We start from the raw sequence: 19,513 nt of genomic DNA on the forward strand, positions 1-19,513 counted from the left end.
AATATCGCCAGAGCAAGTCTACGTTTAGGTGATGTTGCCTACTGACCAATCGTGATCGGCGAGTTCAAAAAAGCTGACTTTGGCGTTTTCAAAATCAGGGCCTGATACGTTGGCGTAGCCGTTTTTATCGAGCTGTCCGGTGATAACATGGCCGTTACGTAAGCGAATTTTGTACCCCATATTCGCTTGCGGCTCGCCGGCTTCATCACGCAATTCAATTTCGTAGCCTAACGCGGGCTGTTCAACGGTAAAGGTAGTGGTATCTACTGCGCCGCTGGCAGTGACAATAACGTTATAAAGTCCGGGCTTTACAGCAAAAAAATGCTGCCAAAATGAGACTTCGTCAGGGCGTTTTTTATCGAGTTGTAAGGTTACTTGCCCGCTGGTTGGCCCTTGCCACTTAATAACCACGCTGCGGCTGTTGCTGCTTGAGCCTTCAATATTGAGCTTCCATCCATCGGGCACGCGTAAGCTAGTGCCGGGTTTGGCTGGTTTGCGATTACTAAAGCCTAGGTTGTAGTCGTAAATCAAATTGGCATTTTTATAGCCGGTATATTGCTCGGCGAGCTGCTCTACGGTTTCGCTTGCTTGTAAAAGATGGTTTGAAAAATTTTGCCTAACTTGATGCGACGCTTTTAGCAATACAGTACTTTGCAAAATAGGCTTATATATACATACTGCGGGTAAGTGAACTTCAACAACTGTTGGCTTTAAAGCACGGCTATTTTTCTGCATTGATTGCGCAATATACTTTGCTTGGCCTTCTCCATACTGGCTATTGAGTAGCGCTGGATTTGCTAAGAAGTTTGCTTGGTTGGAGTCACTTAAAAAATGCTCCGAAGCCGAATAATCAGGTGCGGCATTAGCTCCACCGGATGACGAAAACTTAGTGGTACTCACAGGATCTTTTGGATAAACAGCTAAGCCTTGCGCGGTATTTCTATAGGTGTTGTAGCTGACTTTTCGCCATGTTTTTTCATTTGCCCAAAATTGGCTGCGGGGATCATCACGTAGCCGTGCGGCTTGGCGTTTATCAATTACACCATACTGATTATCTTGAATAAGCCGTTGTAGTTTTTTCGGTAATAAAAAGAATTCAGCTCGCCTGACGTACGCAAACGTTACAACAGGTTCGGTTGCTTCATCTTTTATTTCATCAAAAATATGGGCATGTTTAAAGTTCACCGCGTCCTTGGTGAGCATGTGCATCCTCGCTTTCTCTAATGCAGAGATTTAATTGTCTGAGTATAAACTTTAGCTTGCAATAATAAAGAAATAGGAACAAAAAATCTACAAGCATTTATGCTGATTATTCACTCGTGTTTTTATTCTCTCGCACATAATTACTAGCGCCACGCGTTATATAACGTAATTGCCAAATTAAACGATCGACTAACTCTTCTCGTTGTTGCCCTTCTATATCTAATGCTTCAGCACCGGCATTAAATACTAGCGTGACCATAGCCTCAGCTTGAATATACGCATGAGTTGCATCGCACGGGGTTTCGCTTTCAAGATAATGAGCAAGCTCTAAAATAAAGTGTTTAATTTCACGGGCTACAGCGGCACGAAATGCTTTAGAGGTGCCGGAGCGTTCACGCAGTAATAATCTGAATTGATTACTGGAGTTATCAATAAACTCCATAAAAGTAACAATCGAGGTGGTGATAATGCTACCGCCACTGGCTATACGGCGGCGCGCTTGGCGCATTAGCTGGCGCAGCGTTAAACCGGCTTCATCGACCATGGTTAAACCCAGTTCATTCATGTCTTTAAAGTGGCGGTAAAATGAGGTTGGTGCTATACCTGCTTCACGGGCAACTTCACGTAAACTTAAATTAGAAAAGCTATGATCGGCGCTTAATTGGTTAAATGCCGCTTCAATTAAAGCTTGTCGTGTTTTTTGTTTCTGTTGCGCGCGAACACCCGACATGAACTACTCCTGATTTAATTTAAATCAATTTATGGTGATTTTTATCTTAATTCTCCAGTCTAATACTTGACGGCAAGAGAATGAAATATTATTTTAGCTTACAAGTGTACGCTCAGATTTGAAAAGATGAAAAAACCACCGATTATTTGGACCAATGTCCTATTTTTTAGTATTACTTTTTTGGCTGCTGCCACATTAGTGCCTTGGTATGGGTTTACCCATGGCTTTACCAGTAGTCATTGGATCGCATTTGTTGCTTGTATGTTTTATGCTGGTATGTCAATTACCGCAGGCTACCATCGCTTATGGGCCCATAAAACTTACGACGCTCATCCTGTTGTAGAAGCCTTTTTTGCTCTAGGTGGTGCTTTTGCACTACAAAATAGTGCGCTGCACTGGAGCAGCGATCACCGCGTTCATCATGGCCAAGTTGATGATCCTGTAAAAGACCCTTATGCAGCAACTAATGGCTTTTGGTATAGCCACATAGGTTGGATGTTACGCGATTACCAAGGCGACAGTTATGGTGATTATAGTAATTGTCGTGATTTACAACGCAATAAAATAGTGATGTGGCAACACCGTCATTATATGAAATTAGTATTAGCAACTAATATTGGTATCCCTGCCCTGCTGGGTTTAATAATTGGTGATGTAATTGGCATGCTGTTGTTAGCTGGATTGTTGCGTTTGGTATTGAGCCAGCATTTCACCTTTTTTATTAATTCGGTGGCGCATATCTGGGGCTCTCGACCTTACACCGAAAAAAACACTGCTCGTGATAACGGGGTACTAGCCTTGTTTACTTATGGCGAGGGTTACCATAACTTTCATCATATTTTTGCCAGTGATTATCGCAATGGCATAAAATGGTTTCATTATGATCCCACAAAATGGATGATCCGCGCTTTTGCGGCTGTTGGACTTGCTAAAAAATTAAAACGTACGCCGGTTGAGCGCATCGAAAAAGCCAAAGCCGAAACGTTAATGAATAGAACGCAAAACCGTTTAGCGAAATTGCCTTTAGCGCAAGATAAGCTTACATTATTGCAGCAAGAGTACGATTTATTGCTGAAAAAGCTACAACACTTTTGCGCACTAAAAAAGCAAGTTTTAGAAGTTAAAAAGAATAACATGCTGCAACAATGCGAAAAATCAGCTTTAATGACACAATATCATGAGTTGGAAGCAGCCTGGGAAAATCAAAAGCAGGCGTGGCTTGCACTCAATGCGAGGTTATTAAAAGCCTCTTTTAGTTAATGTAGGAGTGGCTGTGGCCAAACAACAAGTAAAGCAAGAACAACCATCATTTCAATATGATGCAATTATTATAGGCACAGGTCCTGGCGGTGAAGGTACCGCCATGAACCTGTCTAAAAGCAACAAAAAAGTGGCCGTTATCGAACGCCAAGCTGCCGTTGGTGGTGGTTGCGTACATTGGGGTACTATCCCTTCAAAAGCACTACGTCACTCTGTTAGCCGCTACATAGAATACAAAGCAAACCCATTGTTTAATGTGGGTGAGCGCCCTAGTAGGTTAACGTTTCCTGATATTTTGCGCCACGCCAGCTCGGTTATTTCTAAGCAATCAAATTTACGCAGTAGCTTTTACGATCGTAATCGCATTCATATGTTTCAAGGTGATGCTAGCTTTGTTGATAAGCACACAATTGAAATTAAACGTCTTGATGGGTCAACCGAACGACTAACTGCTAAAACCATTGTTATTGCTACAGGTTCTCGCCCTTATCGCCCACCTGAAGTCGACTTTACCCATTCTCGTATTTACGACAGCGATACTATTTTAGGCCTAGAGCATGACCCTCATCGAGTGCTTATTTACGGCGCTGGTGTCATTGGTTGTGAGTATGCGTCTATTTTTAAAGGTTTAGGTGCAAAAGTCGATTTAGTTAATACTCGCGACCGCTTACTCGCCTTTATGGATGCTGAAATCTCAGATGCTTTAAGCTATCACTTTTGGAATAGCGGCATTGTGATCCGCCATAACGAAGAGTTTGACCGCATTGAAACCCGTGATGATTGCGTTGTTATGCATTTAAAATCAGGAAAACGCGTTAAAGCTGACTGTATTTTATTTGCCAATGGTCGCACCGGCAACACTGACGGACTTAATCTTGAAGCGGTTGGTTTAAAAGCTGATGGCCGCGGGCAGTTAAAAGTTAATGAAACTTACCAAACCGAGGTCGATAACATTTATGCCGTTGGTGATGTCATTGGCTACCCAAGTCTTGCTAGTGCAGCGTTTGATCAGGGTCGAATTGCTGCCGATGCAATTGCCTGTGGTAATTGCGATGAAAAACTAATTATTGATATTCCGGCAGGTATTTATACCATCCCTGAAATGAGCTCAGTAGGTAAAACAGAGCAGCAGTTAACCGCCGCGAAAATCCCTTATGAAGTCGGCAGAGCTCAATTTAAACATTTAGCGCGAGCACAGATTGCTGGTACCGAAGTGGGTAGTTTAAAAATATTATTCCACACTGAAACCAAAGAAGTACTGGGTGTGCATTGTTTTGGCGAGCGTGCCTCTGAAATCGTGCACATTGGCCAAGCCATTATGGAACAAAAAAATGGCGGCAATAATATTGATTACTTTGTAAATACCACCTTTAACTACCCAACTATGGCTGAAGCCTATCGTGTTGCGGCGTTAAATGGTTTGAATCGACTGTTTAAATAAACACGTTGAGACAGCTAATAAAAAGCCCGCTTACTGATAAGCGGGCTTTTTTGATTATAAATGACAGTGTTTGTTACAGCTGCAGTTACTTATGATATTGCGCACTAAACTCATGTACGGCATTAATAAATACACCCGCGTTTTCAGGATCAACATCAGGCGTAATACCATGGCCTAAGTTAAATACATGACCTTCACCTGTGCCAAAATCTTCAAGGATAGTCGCTACTTCTTGGCGAATACGATCTGGTGTGCCATGTAACATTGATGGATCCATATTACCTTGCAGAGCTACTTTGTCGCCGACACGGCGCTTAGCATCGCTAATATTAATTGTCCAATCGAGACCAATTGCATCACAACCCGTTGCTGCTATCGCTTCAATCCATTGACCGCCATTTTTAGTAAATAACGTAACGGGCACTTTGCGGCCATCGTATTCACGAATTAAACCATCAACGATTTTGTGCATGTACTGCAATGAGAACTCTTTATAATCACGCGGGCTCAATACACCGCCCCATGAGTCAAACACCATTAGAGACTGCGCACCGGCTTTAATTTGTGCATTTAAATAATCGATCACTGAATCAGCAAGCTTATCAAGTAACAAATGCAGTGTTTTTGGCTCAGCAAACGCCATTTTTTTGATTTTACCAAAGGTCTTGCTGCTCCCGCCTTCAACCATATAAGTAGCAAGTGTCCAAGGTGAACCCGAGAAACCAATTAGCGGTACTTCGCCTTTTAGTTCACGACGGATCGTGCTTACGGCATTCATAACATAACCAAGCTCATCTGTTGGATCGAGCTTTGGAATTTTTTGTACATCAGCAAGTGATGAAATTGGACGCTCAAATTTAGGACCTTCACCGGTTTCAAAATACAAACCTAAGCCCATCGCATCTGGAATCGTTAAAATATCACTAAATAAAATAGCGGCATCTAATGGGTAACGACGCAGCGGCTGTAATGTTACTTCACAAGCGAGCTCAGCATTTTTACACAGGCTCATAAAATCGCCCGCTTGTGCACGAGTTGCGCGGTATTCTGGTAAGTAACGCCCTGCTTGGCGCATCATCCATACCGGAGTCACATCAACTGGCTGTTTTTGTAGTGCACGTAAATAACGGTCGTTTTTTAATTCGCTCATAGCGTAAAGGATCCTAAAGCTGATAGATATTGCGCAGATTGTATCACCATATCGCACACCTCTCTATCGCTATGGCACTAATTAACCTTAGTATTGATACAGATTAATAATCTATTTTAAGATGCTTGCTTGGTACAAAATTAATACAACAAACAATAACATTTGAAATTTTTTATTAATATGTTTGCAACATAGTAAAAACCTTGGTATAACTTGTCCCGCGTTAACAATAAAAACAATAAAAATTACATAACAATAAAAATAAAAATCTTCTAATAACAATAAGAAAGCTTGTTTAAACAAGTCATGGAAAAAGAAATTAACCACCTTTATGGTGGTTTTTTCTTGCCTGAAACAATATAAACGATTTGTATTTTATTAAAAAAACTGTTTATATATCATATAGTTCTTGTTTTATTACAAAATTATAAAAAAAATGTGTTGATCTTTGCGGCATATTTCATTGTTATAGAAGAAACCAACCCAGCTAAGGAGAATGATAATGCTGACGCGTTTGGAAAAAGCTCAACAAAAATGGGGTGGTAGCCACACCGTGATCGACAAATGGCTCTCAGAACGCCAAGAGCTATTAGTTTTATATTGTCGTATTGCTGGCTTTTCACCGTATGATAAAAAAGACCATGCCTTACCTGACCAATTACAGATCCAAAATTTTTGCCAACTATTGATGGATTATTTATCTGCTGGTCACTTTGAAGTGTATGACGACATTGCCAAGGCATGTGAGCAAAAAGGCCCTAACAGCCAGCAGCTTGCCAATGAACTTTATCCAAGAATTTCGCAAACTACTGACATTGCACTTGATTTTAATGACAAATATGCAGAGGTGGATAAAGAAGATTTACTCAATGATTTTGATGACGACTTATCAAAACTTGGTGAAACACTTGAGCTGCGTTTTGAGTTAGAAGATGAGTTGATTGATAATTTATATTCTAATCACACCTAGATAATACACACAATTATTACGTTACAAGGAGCTAAGCTCCTTGTTTGCTGTTTACTTTAGGTCTTTTCTTTGCCCATCTATAAATTTAATATTCCCATAACACCCCATAAAATTGAAATTTATATTTCAATGATGTAATTATAGCCTTATTGTGCATTAAAACTACACAGGCTCGCCATGAATAAACGTACATTTTTGAAATCTGTATCACTCCTCAGTGCAGGGTTACTCGCAGGCAATAGCGCTCAAGCAGCTAACCTATCAAGTCAAACTGCACTAAGTTTAAAAAAGCCGAACGCCTTACCAAGCAGAGGCACAATTGGTGTAGCTAGCCCATCAGCAGCAACAGCAAATCAAAAAGACATTATTTTAGCTAAGCAAGTAATTGAAGCGCTTGGTTATAATGCTAAGTTAGCACCTAATATTATGGCTAGACGTGGCCACCTTGCGGGCACTGATACACAACGTGCAGACGATCTTAATGCGCTGTTTAACGACAGCAGTGTTGATGCTATTTTTTGCTTACGAGGTGGCTCTGGGGCGGCACGTATTTTACCCCTACTGGATTATGCCATGATCCGTGCTAACGCCAAACCGCTGATGGGCTACTCAGATATCACCGCACTTCATAACGCGTTACTAGCTAAAGCCGGTATTGTTAGTTTTCATGGACCTAACGCCTCTAGTGATTGGAATCCATTTCATGTTAAACAATTTAAACAAATGTTTGAGCAACAAACCCGCATGCACTTTAGCAACTTGCCAAAAGCCGAGGATGAATTGGTTAATAGCCAATACCTCACCCAAACCATCACACCAGGTAAAGCGACTGGACAACTTATCGGCGGTAATTTAACTGTACTAACAGCGCTGGCTGGCTCAACTTATTTACCACAATTTGACGGGGCTATTTTATTTTTAGAAGACATTGATGAAGCACCTTATCGGATTGACCGCATGCTCAGCACTTTAAAACTAATGGGTGCACTGGACAAAATAGCGGGGTTTGTATTTGGTGACTGTAACGATTGCAGCCCGGGAAATGGCTATGGCTCATTGACGCTAGATGAAATTTTTGCAGATTATATAAAACCGCTGGCTATCCCTGCCTACCGAGGGGCGATGATTGGCCATATAAAACGACAGTTCATATTACCGGTCGGTACGCAAATCGAACTCAATGCTGATACAGGTACGTTGACTATGAAAGAAACCGCCTTCAGCTAAGATTTTAGCAACAAAAAAAGGGGCTAATTAGCCCCCTTCTCGCACAGAATAAATAATTACTCTGCAGCTGCTGCTTGCTCTTCATTTTGAATTTCAAGTAATTCAACTTCAAAAACAAGTGTTGAGTTAGCTGGGATCTTACCTAAGTCACGATCGCCGTATGCTAGTTCTGCTGGAATAGTAAACTTATACTTAGAACCTACAGGCATAAGTTGTAAACCTTCAGTCCAACCAGCGATTACGCGGTTAAGTGGGAAAGTCGTTGGTTCGTTACGAGCATACGAACTATCAAATTCAGTACCGTCAAGTAGTGTGCCTTTGTAGTGTACTTTAACTACGTCAGTTGCTACTGGCATTTCACCATCACCTTGAGTGATCACTTCGTACTGTAGGCCTGATTCAGTTACTGTTACGCCTTCTTTCTTAGCGTTATCAGCTAGGTATTTTTCACCTTCAGCTTGGCTTTTTTCAGCTTCTACTTTGGCATGTTGCTCTTGCTTAGTACGTACTGACGTATCAAGTGCCGTTAATACTTCACGAATTTTCTCTTCGTCAATTTTTGCGTCGCCAGCAAGGGCATCTTCAAAACCACGAATTAATAGTGCTTGGTCAAGCTCAATGCCTAACTCTTTTTTATCAGCTAAATCTTTATTTAAGAAGTTACCAACAGATGCACCAATACCGTATGCTTGTTGTTGTACTTCAGTTTCAAGTTTAACAGGTGCTTGTTCTTGTTTTGCTTCTTGATTACAAGCTGTTAGCGCTAAAACTGACGCTGCAATCAATGACAATTTAATCGTCTTTTTCATTTTAAATCTCCGACACACTTTGCAGATGTCATTTATTGTATTATTACTAGTTAAAGGTTAACGGCCCATGGTAGGCTACTTATCTAATTTCTGATTGTAGGCTATACGCTCACTTTCACGTTAATTAGATAAACAACCTAGGCCTTCACGAGCCCTAGTCTAACCTCTCAATCACTAAGAGTTAAGGGGAAATAGCTGTAATATGTCGATATTTCGTACTTTTTTGTATCTTCTGTGCTGCACCTTGCTGATTGCCTGCTCAGAACAAAAAGACCAAGCCACTGCAAGCTATGAGCATGCAGCCAGAGGCGCGTTCGCCTCCGCAATATCTCATGATGGCAAATACAGCCTGATCTCATCTATACACCATGGGGTCGCCCTATGGGATAATCAACAGCAAGTACTAAAATACCAATGGTTTCAGCAACAAGACGCCGATAGCCTAGTACATACCGTGGCTATCGCTTATGACAACAGCCACGCTGTTACCGCTGAAAAAACCACTTTTGCAGTATGGGATATTGCCACTGGCAAAAATACCGGCTACTACAAAATAAAAACCGCCACTATTCGTGATATCGCCATTAGTAACCAAGGCCGCAGTGTTTTGTACGGTCGTAGCGATGGCGTTGTTGTTTACCTCGACTTAGAGACCGGTAGACGCATTGAGTTCCTTGGTCACCAAGAAAAAATTAACGCAGTTGCTTTATCGCCCAACGGAAATTTTGCTCTCAGTGGCTCCAACGATTATGCGGCGTACTTTTGGGATACTCGTACCGGACAAGTGATCCATCGCTTTAACCATCCAAGTCGTGTCACCCAAGTGACCTTAGATCCGCAAGGTCGCTATGCATTTACCGCCGACAGTATGACACAAGCACATGTATGGCAGCTGACAACAGGTGATCTTGTTAGTAAACTGCAGTATATTGCCCGCCAGAGAATTTTTACTGCGGTACGCTTTAATGAAGCAGGCACCTTGCTGGCAACAGGCTCACCTAACCGCTTAGTGGACCTATGGCAATTATCCAGTGGTGAACAAATTCAAAGTTGGCATGTAACACCGCGAGAAGGCAGTAGACCAAAATCAGCAGTGGTACTTGATGTCGCTTTTACTGACAACGATACTGCGTTGTTAACCGAAAGCTCCAGTGGGATCGCTGAGCGCTTTACTAGACGAGAAAAAAATGAACACAATTGAACATCGCTTAACAGAACTTGAAGCCAAAGTGGCTTTTCAAGACGAAACGATTGAAATTTTAAATGATGAAATAAAAGTTCACCAGCAGCTGTTGGCAAAAATGAAGCGCCAAACAGAGCTACTGGCTGAAAAAATTAAAGAGTCGCAAGCATCATCTATGATGATGTCAGACACGCCAGAACCTCCGCCGCCACACTATTGATGGTTGCGGGCGCTTAATCGCCCGGTTTAAACACGCCAATGACTTGTTCAAATTGGCGTGTTGATGCCTGAACAGCCTGCTCTGGCTGTGCCATTTTATGGCCGCACTGCATGCATTCGACTTTCTCTACATCGTGCTCTTTGTAAAGCATCATCATATCCATGGTTTTACACTCTGGACAGGTTGCCCCAGCAATAAATCGTTTTTTCTGTTTCACTACGTTTTCCCACAGTTTGAAAAGAAACTTGCTACATTTTAACCCAATAACTACCCAGTTGATACGCTGACGATTGAAATATAGTCCAGCTTCCGTGCTATGATAGCGTCAAGTTCACAAAGGCACAGTAAAGCGCAGACTACATGATCCAGATCTCAGAAATTGAATTACTTCGCGGCGGTAAAGCACTCCTTAAAGATGCCTCAGCTACATTATTTCCAGAACACAAAGTTGGCCTAGTCGGCGCCAATGGCTGCGGTAAATCAACACTCTTTAGTTTATTGAAATCTGAACTACAGCTTGATGCAGGTAATTGCAGTATCCCTAAAGACTGGTCTATCGCCTCGGTAAAACAAGAAACGCCAGCGCTAGATATCAGCGCAATTGATTATGTATTACAAGGTCATCCTGAGTATTACGCCATGCGTATTGCGCTGCGCGAAGCCGAACAAAATGATGATGGCGATACCCAAGCCAAAGTGCACATACAACTTGAGCACATTAAAGGCTATAGCATAGAAGCCAAAGCCGGCGAGTTACTTCACGGGTTAGGGTTTGCAAATAACCAAATTGAAAACCCCGTTAGTGATTTTTCCGGTGGTTGGCGAATGCGCTTAAACCTTGCCCAAGCGCTGATCCGTGATGCCGACTTGCTGCTACTGGATGAGCCAACTAACCACTTGGATTTAGATGCGGTGTACTGGCTGGAGCGTTTTTTACGCGCTTACACCGGTACTTTAGTGTTGATATCGCATGACCGTGAATTCCTCGATGCTGTAGTTGACCAAATTTGGCATATCGACAAGCAAAAGATCAATGTTTACAAAGGCAACTACTCGCAATTTGAACGTCAAAAAGCAGAGCGTTTATTACAACAACAAGCGATGTTTGAAAAACAACAGGATCAAATTGCCCACCTTGAGCAATTTATTACCCGCTTTAAAGCCAAAGCCAGTAAAGCCAAGCAAGCACAAAGCCGCGTTAAAGCGCTTGAACGTATGGAAAAGCTCGCACCAGCTCATGCTGACTCGCCCTTTGACTTTGAATTTGCAGAGCCTACCGCACTACCAAACCCATTGATGACACTCGATAAAGCTCAAGCCGGCTATGGCGATGTCACAATCTTAAATAGTATTAAACTTAACTTAGTCCCTGGTAGTCGCATTGCCCTACTTGGCCGTAACGGCGCAGGTAAATCAACCTTAATAAAATTATTGTCTGGCGACTTACAACCGCAAGCAGGCGAAGTATTCCAACATCAGGGCTTAAACATAGGTTACTTTGCTCAGCATCAATTGGAATCGCTAGATTTAAAAGCCAGCGCGATTACCCATTTGCAGCGTTTAAATCCTAAAGCCACCGAGCAATCACTGCGTGACTTTTTAGGTGGTTTTGCCTTTATTGGTGATAAAGCCCTTGAGCCCGTAGCACCGTTTTCAGGGGGTGAAAAAGCCCGATTAGTACTCGCAATGTTGGTCTATCAAAAACCAAACTTATTACTGCTCGATGAGCCAACCAACCACCTTGATTTAGAAATGCGTCATGCTTTAGTTATGGCGTTGCAAGGGTTTGAAGGCGCGATGGTTACCGTTTCCCATGACCGTCACATGCTAAAAAATACCGCCGACGAATATTACTTAGTGGATAACGGTGAAGTAACCCAGTTTGGCTACGACTTAGACGAATACTATCAATGGCTACTTAACGCTAATAAAGAAGCGGCAAAAACCACTCAAGATGACAATGAACCAAAAGCAAATTCAAGCGTTAACCGTAAAGAGCAAAAACGCCTAGAAGCAGAGTTTAGAAAAGCCACACAACCACTTAAAAAGCACATCGAAAAGCTTGAAAAGCAACTTGATAAACACTCAGCCGAATTAGCTGAAATCGAACAAGCACTTGGCGATAACGAGCTTTATAACGATGACAACAAAGCAAAACTCAAAGAATTACTAGCTAAACAAGCGACATTAACACCGAAAGTAAATGACATCGAAGAGGAGCTATTAATGGCCCTTGAGGAGATGGAACAAAAAGAACAGGCGTTTGCCAATGAACTTGCTTAACAGCAACGACTTTTGGCAATTTGCATGTCAGCTTTATAGCGAAGGTGACATGCAAGCACGCCTGTTAGATTACCAAAACCAGCAAGGTAAAAACGTTAACCTGTGCCTGCTACTGTATTATTTAGACTCTCTCAATCTAGCAATTAGCCAAACTCAGTTAAACAAACTTGAGCAATGTATTAGTGAATTTGATCAGCAGGTACTACAACCACTGCGTGCCGCCCGCGGCTATTTAAAAACCAACCACACCGAGATTGCAGATTATGCTGCAATTCGTAAAGACCTACTCAGCGCCGAGTTAAAGCTAGAAAAGCAACAGCAAGAGATGTTGATAGATGCGGTAAATAAATTTAGATTAGCTACGCATCCGGAGCCGAATAATATTAGGTTGTATTTGCTTAAGCTATAAGCAGCTCGGTGCGAACTTGTGTTTGGGGTATAGTTAGGGCAATCATGTCTAAAACCATTGCCCACGGATATTCATACCTGTAGGAGCCAGCTTTAGCTGCGAATATATTTTTATCTGTCTCACTGTCTTTTTTTGTACAAAATTTTAAAGTAATTTATCCACAATGAGGGTTTCGAGGCGCTACGCTTTAAAGAAAAGCCAGTAAAATATACTAGCGCATTTGTAGGTCGTGTATTAGCGCTTGAATTCGGCGGCTGTAGGCTTGTTGTTATTTTTGGTTCTCAACCTGATACCTATTAATGTTCCTATAACTGTACTTAAAAGTAAAATAGGTAGCTCAAAAGCTAAAGTTGGCGGGATAAACAACTCTTGCAAAATAAACGAAGTGATCGCAGTGCTAAATAAAAACCCCAACACATAAACTGCAAATGCATATTGCCAATTATGGCTTGAACTTCTGTAAGCCATAACCCCATACATGAATATGGATAAGAAAGCTGAGGGGATTAACTGGATTACGAAAAAGTCTTCAAAGGTTAGTCTCGCAACCATATTGATAACTTGTGATGTTAAGAAACCTAAAATTACATAAAAAAATGCCATCACTAAAGTGTATTTAACTATCCGCGTAACCCTCAAGATCTCCCCCTGTATTACAGTTTTTATAACCAATACAGTTTAAAATAAAAATGCAAAGACTGGTAGCTTTCCAGTTTTTTCATTAATAATGACCCGCAAGCTCCCTAGAGCTTTGCCACTTTAACCTTTCTCCTTGCAAACTCGCTAACTGATTTGATCCAAATCAACTTCTGTATCACTGCTAATCAACTTAGGAAAATAGCTTGATCTGGATCATAACAACCTAGTCAAACTGTCTCTATCATTAATCCATAGACATTAGGAGGCATTTATGGACGTATTCTTCAGAGACTTTTTTAGTGACCCAGTACTATTTTTATCATTTGGTTTTCTGGGAGTAGTGATCAGTTTATGCCTTTTCTTTGTGTACTTTTTTATCAAAAAAGTACATGACGACAAAACACCCAATCAGAATTAAGCACGACGCACAAAGCCCCTATCAAGTTATTTGATTAGGGGCTTTTTATTATTAAAAGTTTGTTACACTAGCGATTCTATTAGCTAAACATGTTTTAACTTATGTCTACAGATTTCAAGCCAGCTTGGTGGATGACTAATCGCCATGTGCAAACCATTATGCCACGGTTTTTTCGGCCTTTTCATAATACTCGCTACCAATTAGAGCAGCTTGATACTCCCGACGGCGATTTTTTAGAGCTCGCTTGGTCACAACCCAAAAACGATAACGCGCCGCTGGCAATTGTATTGCATGGCCTGGAAGGTAATATCAATAGCTTTTATGCAAAAGGCATGATGAAAGCCCTCAAAAAGCAGGGGTTTAGTGTTGTTTTAATGCATTTTCGTAACTGTTCTACTGAAGTTAACCGCCTACCCCGTGCATATCATAGTGGCGAAACCGGCGATCTCGATTTTTTTATAAAACAACTTAAGCAGCAGTTTCCAGATCGCTTGATGGTTGCAGTTGGCTTTTCACTCGGCGGTAACGTACTGGCCAAATACTTAGGTGAACAAGGCGAACAATGTTTACTTGATGGCGCGGCGGTTGTTTCAGCTCCTTATGATTTGTCGCCATCATGCCAAGTTATTCGTAAAAGTTTGGCTAAGATTTATCAAAAGTATTTACTCGATCGCATGAAAAAATCGATGCAGCGTAAATTACCGCAAATCACAAAACAGATTGATTTAACACCAGATCAGCTAATGGAAATTGATGATTTATGGCAGTTTGACGATAAACTGACAGCTCCTTTACATGGTTTTATTGGTGCTGAAGATTACTATCAACAAGCCAGCGCTAAGCCTTATTTAAAACACATTACAACACCCACATTAATTGTTCATGCGAAAGACGACCCAATGCTGTCAATTAAAGCTGTACCCAGTAGGCAAGATGTTAGTGAGCATGTTACGCTGCAAGTCTCAGAAAAAGGCGGCCATGTTGGCTTTATAAGTGGAAAAAATCCATTTAAACCGATTTATTGGTTAGAGCATGTAGTGCCAGATTTCTTCACCCAAATCGTCAAAAAAGAGCAGCTATGATCATTCCCCATGAGCAACTAGATAAAGACACTCTATACAATTTAATTGAAAGTTATGTGCTACGTGAAGGCACCGATTACGGTGAGCAAGAATTCAGTATTGAAAGTAAAGTGGCGCAAGTAAAACAACAACTACAAAATGGCGATGCCATGGTGTTTTTTTCAGAACTGCACGAATCAGTTACTATTATTTCTAAAGGTGAATTTAAAGCACTGCAAAGTGAAACACAATTTAACGAGTAAACTTGTAACCCTAGTTGTAAAAATAGACAATGGCTTTTTTACTAAAAGAGCCATTAAAAATGATAAAACTAAGCTCAGTAGTTATTGCCGTTGCACTTGCTTTATCAAGCCAAGTGCAAGGTGCAGACATTAGCGCATCAGCTAAAGCAATTAAACTCACCAAAGACACTATTTTAATCGATACTCATATCGATGTGCCGTACCGTATTCATGCTAAATGGGCTGATGTTACTAAAGCCACTGATGACGGTGATTTTGACTACCCACGCGCAGTTAAAGGTGGCTTAAATGCGCCATTTATGTCGATTTATATTCCTGCGCATTTGGAGTTTGAAGGGAAAGGTAAAAGCTTTCAGCTAGCAAATCAACTCATTGATAGTATGGAAGCAATTGCCCAGCGCGCCCCTGACAAATTTGCTATTGCCGATTCAACGAATGATATTAAAAAGCAGTTCAAACAAGGCAAAATGTCGATAGCAATGGGGATGGAAAACGGCTCACCAATTGAAGGTGACATGGCAAACCTACAGCACTTTTTTGATCGTGGTGTACGCTATATCACCCTTGCTCATTCACAAAGCAACCATATTTCAGATTCATCTTATGATATTCGCCGTAAATGGAAAGGTCTAAGCCCATTTGGTAAAAAACTGGTTACTGAGATGAACAATATTGGCATGCTGATTGATGTTTCACATATTTCAGATGATGCGTTTTATCAAGTAATGGAGCTATCTAAAACACCGGTTATTGCCTCACACTCATCACTGCGCAAATATACGCCTGGTTTTGAGCGTAATATGGATGACGATATGCTACTAGCGCTGAAAAAGAACGGCGGGGTTATTCAAATAAACTTTGGTTCAAGCTTTGTAACCGCTAAAGCAGGTGATTGGGGCAAGCAGTTAAAGAGTAAAAAAGAGTCGGCAAAAAAAGAAGGCACTAAATTAAGTCAAGATTTTGATGCCGCGTATCGTGCTAAAAACCCGTATCCATTTGCGAGTCTTGAGCAAGTACTTGAGCATATCGATCACGTTGTTGAGCTAATTGGTATCGATTATGTTGGCATCGGCTCTGACTACGATGGTGTTGGCGATTCACTGCCAGTAGGCTTAAAAGATGTATCTAGCTACCCGAATCTAGTGCAAGGATTAATGGATCGTGGTTACAGTGACAAAGATATCAAAAAAATCCTCAGTGGCAATGTGCTGCGCGTATGGCAACAAGCCGAACAGTATGCAAAAAAACATTAATTGATAAATAATTAGGTCCTGAGGTTCAGGGCCTAATTACTCTTTGATGGCTGAAAAATCTCATTTATCAATTTCTCTTGAGACGTGGACCCTGCCATTTTAATCAACTCATACATCGCTCCTGTTGTCGCAAATGTGCTTTGTGTACAGCTAAACGCGTCAAACAAGTTGTACTGGTAATGCGTTGACTCAGCTAGTAAATCACCTGAAGACACATCATATACAAAAAACTCAGCATAGGTATGAAGCGCATTTTCATCTTTATAATAACCGTCTTTAGATCTATATTTAAACGCGCCACTGAAAATCAAAACCGTGTCTACATTTTGTTGATTATTAAACTCAATGTTGCTCCATCGCGAGACGCCTACATCAGTATTAATGATCGACATAGATTGCTTATTTAACGGCACTAATGCGGTATCAAAACCAGCAAAGCGCGCAATTATCCGCTGCGTTAGTAGCTCATTTAAACCCGTAGGGAGCGCATACAACTGCCGTTCATTGCTGAATACCGTAACCCCTGTATGCGTACAAAGTAAGTTATCACCAATCAGCGTAATCACACCAACTTTACCAAGCGGTTTGCGATTTTCTGCGATGCTGAGGGTTGCTTTTTTGACACTGTCTTTTTTAACCTTTTCTTGCTTTGTTGCGCACCCCGATAGGAGCAAAAACAACGCAATAAAAAACCACTTAAATATATTCATATTTCCTTTTCCGTGCTGTATACAACGACCAAACAACATGATGTTTGCAAAGAGAAGAGTCTCCTTGCTTAATTAAAAATAAAATTAATCTTCGTTATCAATCATACTTAGCGAATAAATTATAATACGCTGAAGCACACTTAACTTTCTACATCTTTTAACAGACTTATAGCCCCAAAAGCGGTAAATTACGCCTTTTCAAATATGGAGCCTCCACCACATGCCTATTAGTAAAGGATCAGTCGCAATAGCGCTTGCCTCAGCCGCACTTGTGATCTCGTGTTACGGTACATTTTTCAAATCAGTGAGTTTACCTAACGACAAAAGTAGCACTGAACAGTCATCGATCATTGTTACTAATATGCCACTGAATAATGACGGCAACGAACTTTCAGTTACCCAATTGCATAACAAAATAATATCTTTACAGCGACAAGTGACTAGCCTGAAAATAAAAAATACTTCTATAGATCAAGAATATAATAACGATGACTTTAAGGAGTTAGTGCTTGCTGTACTGACGGAAAAAGAACAGCAAGAAATAGATGAAATGCGTGAAAGCAACCCACTTTACGGTTTTTATGCCGACTTACCACAAGACTATGAACTACGCATAAAGTCAGACTCTGACTATGCGAAAAAAATAACCACACAATTACGAGAGCAAATACTCGACCCAAATGCCACAGACATCGATAGACTCGCAGCCCTAACTCAACTACAAATGAATATGTATATTTTGAATAAATCAAAAATACCTGAGTATGACTTTGCGGTAGTCGATAATATTTTAGAGCTGGCCGCTAATAGTGATGATGAGAAATTCAAAATCCAAGCCATTGAAGTCATAACTCAAGCACCCGTACTCGATCAACGCCTGACTGAGCGCTTTACTTCACTACTGCAGCATGAGTCTAACGATTATATTCGCCGTTTAGCGGGGCAAGGCTTGATATCGCAATACTATCAATCGCAAAGCTCAGAAGATGGCAATAGCCAACAAATTGCCCAGCATATTTTATCACTTTACCAGCACACTAGTGATGATAATGTCCGCTCTGTACTTGATGAAATGATTGGCAATGAAAGCATGCTAGCAGAACTGCGAAAACATGCTGAAGGTTAAACGTATTAAAAAACGGCTCTCATTCTGATATAAAAAATTCATATTTCTACTCATGAAGGATTACTGAGTTTTAACTATACTGTTTTGCATAAGTCGCTAAATAAGCTATCGACATAACGTAATATGCGCACGATTAAAATTAAAAGTGGCATTACAATTAGCTATCAAGATAAAGGAAAGAAATCAGCGCCTGTCATCATTATGATTATGGGCCTTGGAGCGCAGCTAACAGTATGGCCTGATGAATTATATTTAGGCTTAGTAGCTAAAGGGTTTAGAGTCATTCGTTTTGATAACCGCGATACTGGTCTTTCAAGCCAACTTGAACAATTTGGTAGCCCTAACCTATTCAAAATATGGCTAAATAAACGGTTACCTATTAAATCCCGCATCCCATACACCTTAGATGATATGGCAAATGATGTATTAGAATTAATGGCCGAATTAAAAATCAAAAAAGCGCATTTAGTCGGTGCATCTATGGGCGGCATGATTGCGCAAATTATCGCAGCTAAATATAAAAAAAAGGTCTTGAGCTTAACCTCAATTATGTCAAGTTCGAGTAAACCTAAGCTATCGGCGTCTAATTTAAAGCTATTTTTACAGCTTGCAAAACATCGTCGCGCCCAAGCCAGTCGTGATGGTGCTATACATTATAATATAAGGCTAAATCAATTAATTGGCAGCCCAGCCTATCCACAAGATGAACTAGCTTTGCGTAAACAAGCTACCCTAGGAGTGGATAGAGCACACAACCCGCAAGGCTTTAACCGACAACTTGCCGCTATTACTGCCAGTGATTGCCGGCAACATTTAATGCCGAAAATAAAAGCCCCAACCCTCGTCATACATGGCAGTTTAGACCCTGTCATGCCAATAGCCGCTGGAAAGCAAACCGCAGCCCAAATCAGGAAGGCTAAATTAAAGATAGTAAACGGTATGGGCCATGACTTCCCGCCAGCATTAATGGTAAAAATGACCAAGTGGATCAGCAAACACGTTAAGAAAGCAGAACAAAAGCGCGCGCAGAAAAAGTTAAAAAAAGCGGTAAGCGGTAAGCGGTGCCACGTATGACCAATACTTATATGTTAGGCGGCGAGCACAGCCAAGCCGATATTATTAGCACAGTTAAAAAAGGTATCTTCGCCCCAAACTTTG

19 protein-coding genes are annotated in these 19,513 nt (G+C 41.1%); 13 read left to right on the forward strand and 6 right to left on the reverse strand.

Translation table 11 applies throughout. The annotated features are described in order from the left end of the window. Positions 1–24: 24 nt before the first annotated feature. Together H5186_RS21405 and fabR are read right to left on the reverse strand one after the other, a co-directional pair. Positions 25–1,203, reverse strand: a complete 1,179-nt coding sequence (locus tag H5186_RS21405) for a hypothetical protein (protein ID WP_259399724.1) — start codon at positions 1,201–1,203, stop codon at positions 25–27. 106 nt (positions 1,204–1,309) lie between these two features. Further along, positions 1,310–1,933 (reverse strand): HTH-type transcriptional repressor FabR, encoded by a 624-nt coding sequence (fabR, locus tag H5186_RS21410; protein ID WP_145242416.1) that lies wholly within the window; start codon positions 1,931–1,933, stop codon positions 1,310–1,312. Positions 1,934–2,059: 126 nt separating this feature from the next. On the opposite strand from fabR, the gene H5186_RS21415 reads away from it, so the two are divergent. Further along, positions 2,060–3,193 (forward strand): fatty acid desaturase, encoded by a 1,134-nt coding sequence (locus H5186_RS21415; protein WP_145242414.1) that lies wholly within the window; start codon positions 2,060–2,062, stop codon positions 3,191–3,193. Between the two features lie 13 nt (positions 3,194–3,206). Then, entirely contained in the window at positions 3,207–4,634 is a 1,428-nt protein-coding gene (gene sthA / locus H5186_RS21420; protein WP_145242412.1) for a Si-specific NAD(P)(+) transhydrogenase, read from the forward strand. Positions 4,635–4,719: 85 nt separating this feature from the next. On the opposite strand, the gene hemE is transcribed toward sthA, so the two are convergent. Further along, positions 4,720–5,784, reverse strand: coding sequence for a uroporphyrinogen decarboxylase (gene hemE, locus H5186_RS21425; protein WP_149980407.1), 1,065 nt, complete (start codon positions 5,782–5,784; stop codon positions 4,720–4,722). A 502-nt stretch (positions 5,785–6,286) separates the two neighbouring features. Between hemE and rsd the strand changes: the two genes are divergently transcribed. Together rsd and H5186_RS21435 are read left to right on the forward strand one after the other, a co-directional pair. Then, positions 6,287–6,754, forward strand: a complete 468-nt coding sequence (gene rsd, locus H5186_RS21430; protein ID WP_145242408.1) for a sigma D regulator — start codon at positions 6,287–6,289, stop codon at positions 6,752–6,754. A 177-nt stretch (positions 6,755–6,931) separates the two neighbouring features. After that, positions 6,932–7,981 carry an LD-carboxypeptidase gene (locus tag H5186_RS21435; RefSeq protein WP_145242406.1) on the forward strand — a complete coding sequence of 350 codons (1,050 nt, stop codon included), beginning with the start codon at positions 6,932–6,934 and terminating at the stop codon, positions 7,979–7,981. 56 nt (positions 7,982–8,037) lie between these two features. Here H5186_RS21435 and fkpA read toward each other — a convergent pair whose 3' ends face one another. Then, on the reverse strand, positions 8,038–8,790 hold the full coding sequence (fkpA, locus tag H5186_RS21440; protein ID WP_145242404.1) for an FKBP-type peptidyl-prolyl cis-trans isomerase: 753 nt from the start codon (positions 8,788–8,790) through the stop codon (positions 8,038–8,040). Positions 8,791–8,992: 202 nt separating this feature from the next. Here fkpA and H5186_RS21445 point away from each other — a divergent pair, with 202 nt between their 5' ends. Continuing rightward, a complete protein-coding gene (locus tag H5186_RS21445; protein ID WP_182719569.1) occupies positions 8,993–9,991 on the forward strand; it encodes a WD40 repeat domain-containing protein in 999 nt (332 codons plus the stop codon). Then, positions 9,978–10,193: a SlyX family protein gene (locus H5186_RS21450; RefSeq protein ID WP_182719570.1), complete on the forward strand. Its 216-nt coding sequence runs from the start codon at positions 9,978–9,980 to the stop codon at positions 10,191–10,193. The genes H5186_RS21445 and H5186_RS21450 overlap by 14 nt, the downstream gene beginning before the upstream one ends. Before the next feature lie 13 nt (positions 10,194–10,206). Here H5186_RS21450 and H5186_RS21455 read toward each other — a convergent pair whose 3' ends face one another. Next, entirely contained in the window at positions 10,207–10,410 is a 204-nt protein-coding gene (locus H5186_RS21455; RefSeq protein WP_029216159.1) for a YheV family putative zinc ribbon protein, read from the reverse strand. A 143-nt stretch (positions 10,411–10,553) separates the two neighbouring features. Here H5186_RS21455 and H5186_RS21460 point away from each other — a divergent pair, with 143 nt between their 5' ends. The 5 genes from H5186_RS21460 to H5186_RS21480 all read left to right on the forward strand — a co-directional run bounded on the left by H5186_RS21460 (position 10,554) and on the right by H5186_RS21480 (position 16,519). After that, positions 10,554–12,476, forward strand: coding sequence for an ATP-binding cassette domain-containing protein (locus H5186_RS21460; protein WP_182740773.1), 1,923 nt, complete (start codon positions 10,554–10,556; stop codon positions 12,474–12,476). Next, positions 12,463–12,885: a TIGR02444 family protein gene (locus H5186_RS21465; RefSeq protein ID WP_182719572.1), complete on the forward strand. Its 423-nt coding sequence runs from the start codon at positions 12,463–12,465 to the stop codon at positions 12,883–12,885. Before H5186_RS21460 ends, H5186_RS21465 begins: the two co-directional genes overlap by 14 nt. A 1,158-nt stretch (positions 12,886–14,043) precedes the next feature. Continuing rightward, positions 14,044–15,024, forward strand: coding sequence for a hydrolase (locus H5186_RS21470; RefSeq protein WP_145242394.1), 981 nt, complete (start codon positions 14,044–14,046; stop codon positions 15,022–15,024). After that, entirely contained in the window at positions 15,021–15,266 is a 246-nt protein-coding gene (locus H5186_RS21475; protein ID WP_145242392.1) for a YheU family protein, read from the forward strand. The genes H5186_RS21470 and H5186_RS21475 overlap by 4 nt, the downstream gene beginning before the upstream one ends. Before the next feature lie 59 nt (positions 15,267–15,325). Then, complete coding sequence (locus H5186_RS21480; RefSeq protein WP_145242390.1) at positions 15,326–16,519, forward strand: dipeptidase; 1,194 nt, start codon at positions 15,326–15,328, stop codon at positions 16,517–16,519. A gap of 32 nt (positions 16,520–16,551) precedes the next feature. On the opposite strand, the gene H5186_RS21485 is transcribed toward H5186_RS21480, so the two are convergent. Then, positions 16,552–17,229, reverse strand: a complete 678-nt coding sequence (locus H5186_RS21485) for a hypothetical protein (protein ID WP_182719574.1) — start codon at positions 17,227–17,229, stop codon at positions 16,552–16,554. A 220-nt stretch (positions 17,230–17,449) separates the two neighbouring features. On the opposite strand from H5186_RS21485, the gene H5186_RS21490 reads away from it, so the two are divergent. Then, on the forward strand, positions 17,450–18,355 hold the full coding sequence (locus tag H5186_RS21490; protein ID WP_182719575.1) for a hypothetical protein: 906 nt from the start codon (positions 17,450–17,452) through the stop codon (positions 18,353–18,355). A 123-nt stretch (positions 18,356–18,478) separates the two neighbouring features. Beyond that, positions 18,479–19,429: an alpha/beta fold hydrolase gene (locus tag H5186_RS21495; protein ID WP_182794938.1), complete on the forward strand. Its 951-nt coding sequence runs from the start codon at positions 18,479–18,481 to the stop codon at positions 19,427–19,429. Positions 19,430–19,513: the final 84 nt, after the last annotated feature.

The organism is Pseudoalteromonas sp. SG41-2 (assembly GCF_014164535.1).
GTDB lineage: Bacteria > Pseudomonadota > Gammaproteobacteria > Enterobacterales > Alteromonadaceae > Pseudoalteromonas > Pseudoalteromonas rhizosphaerae.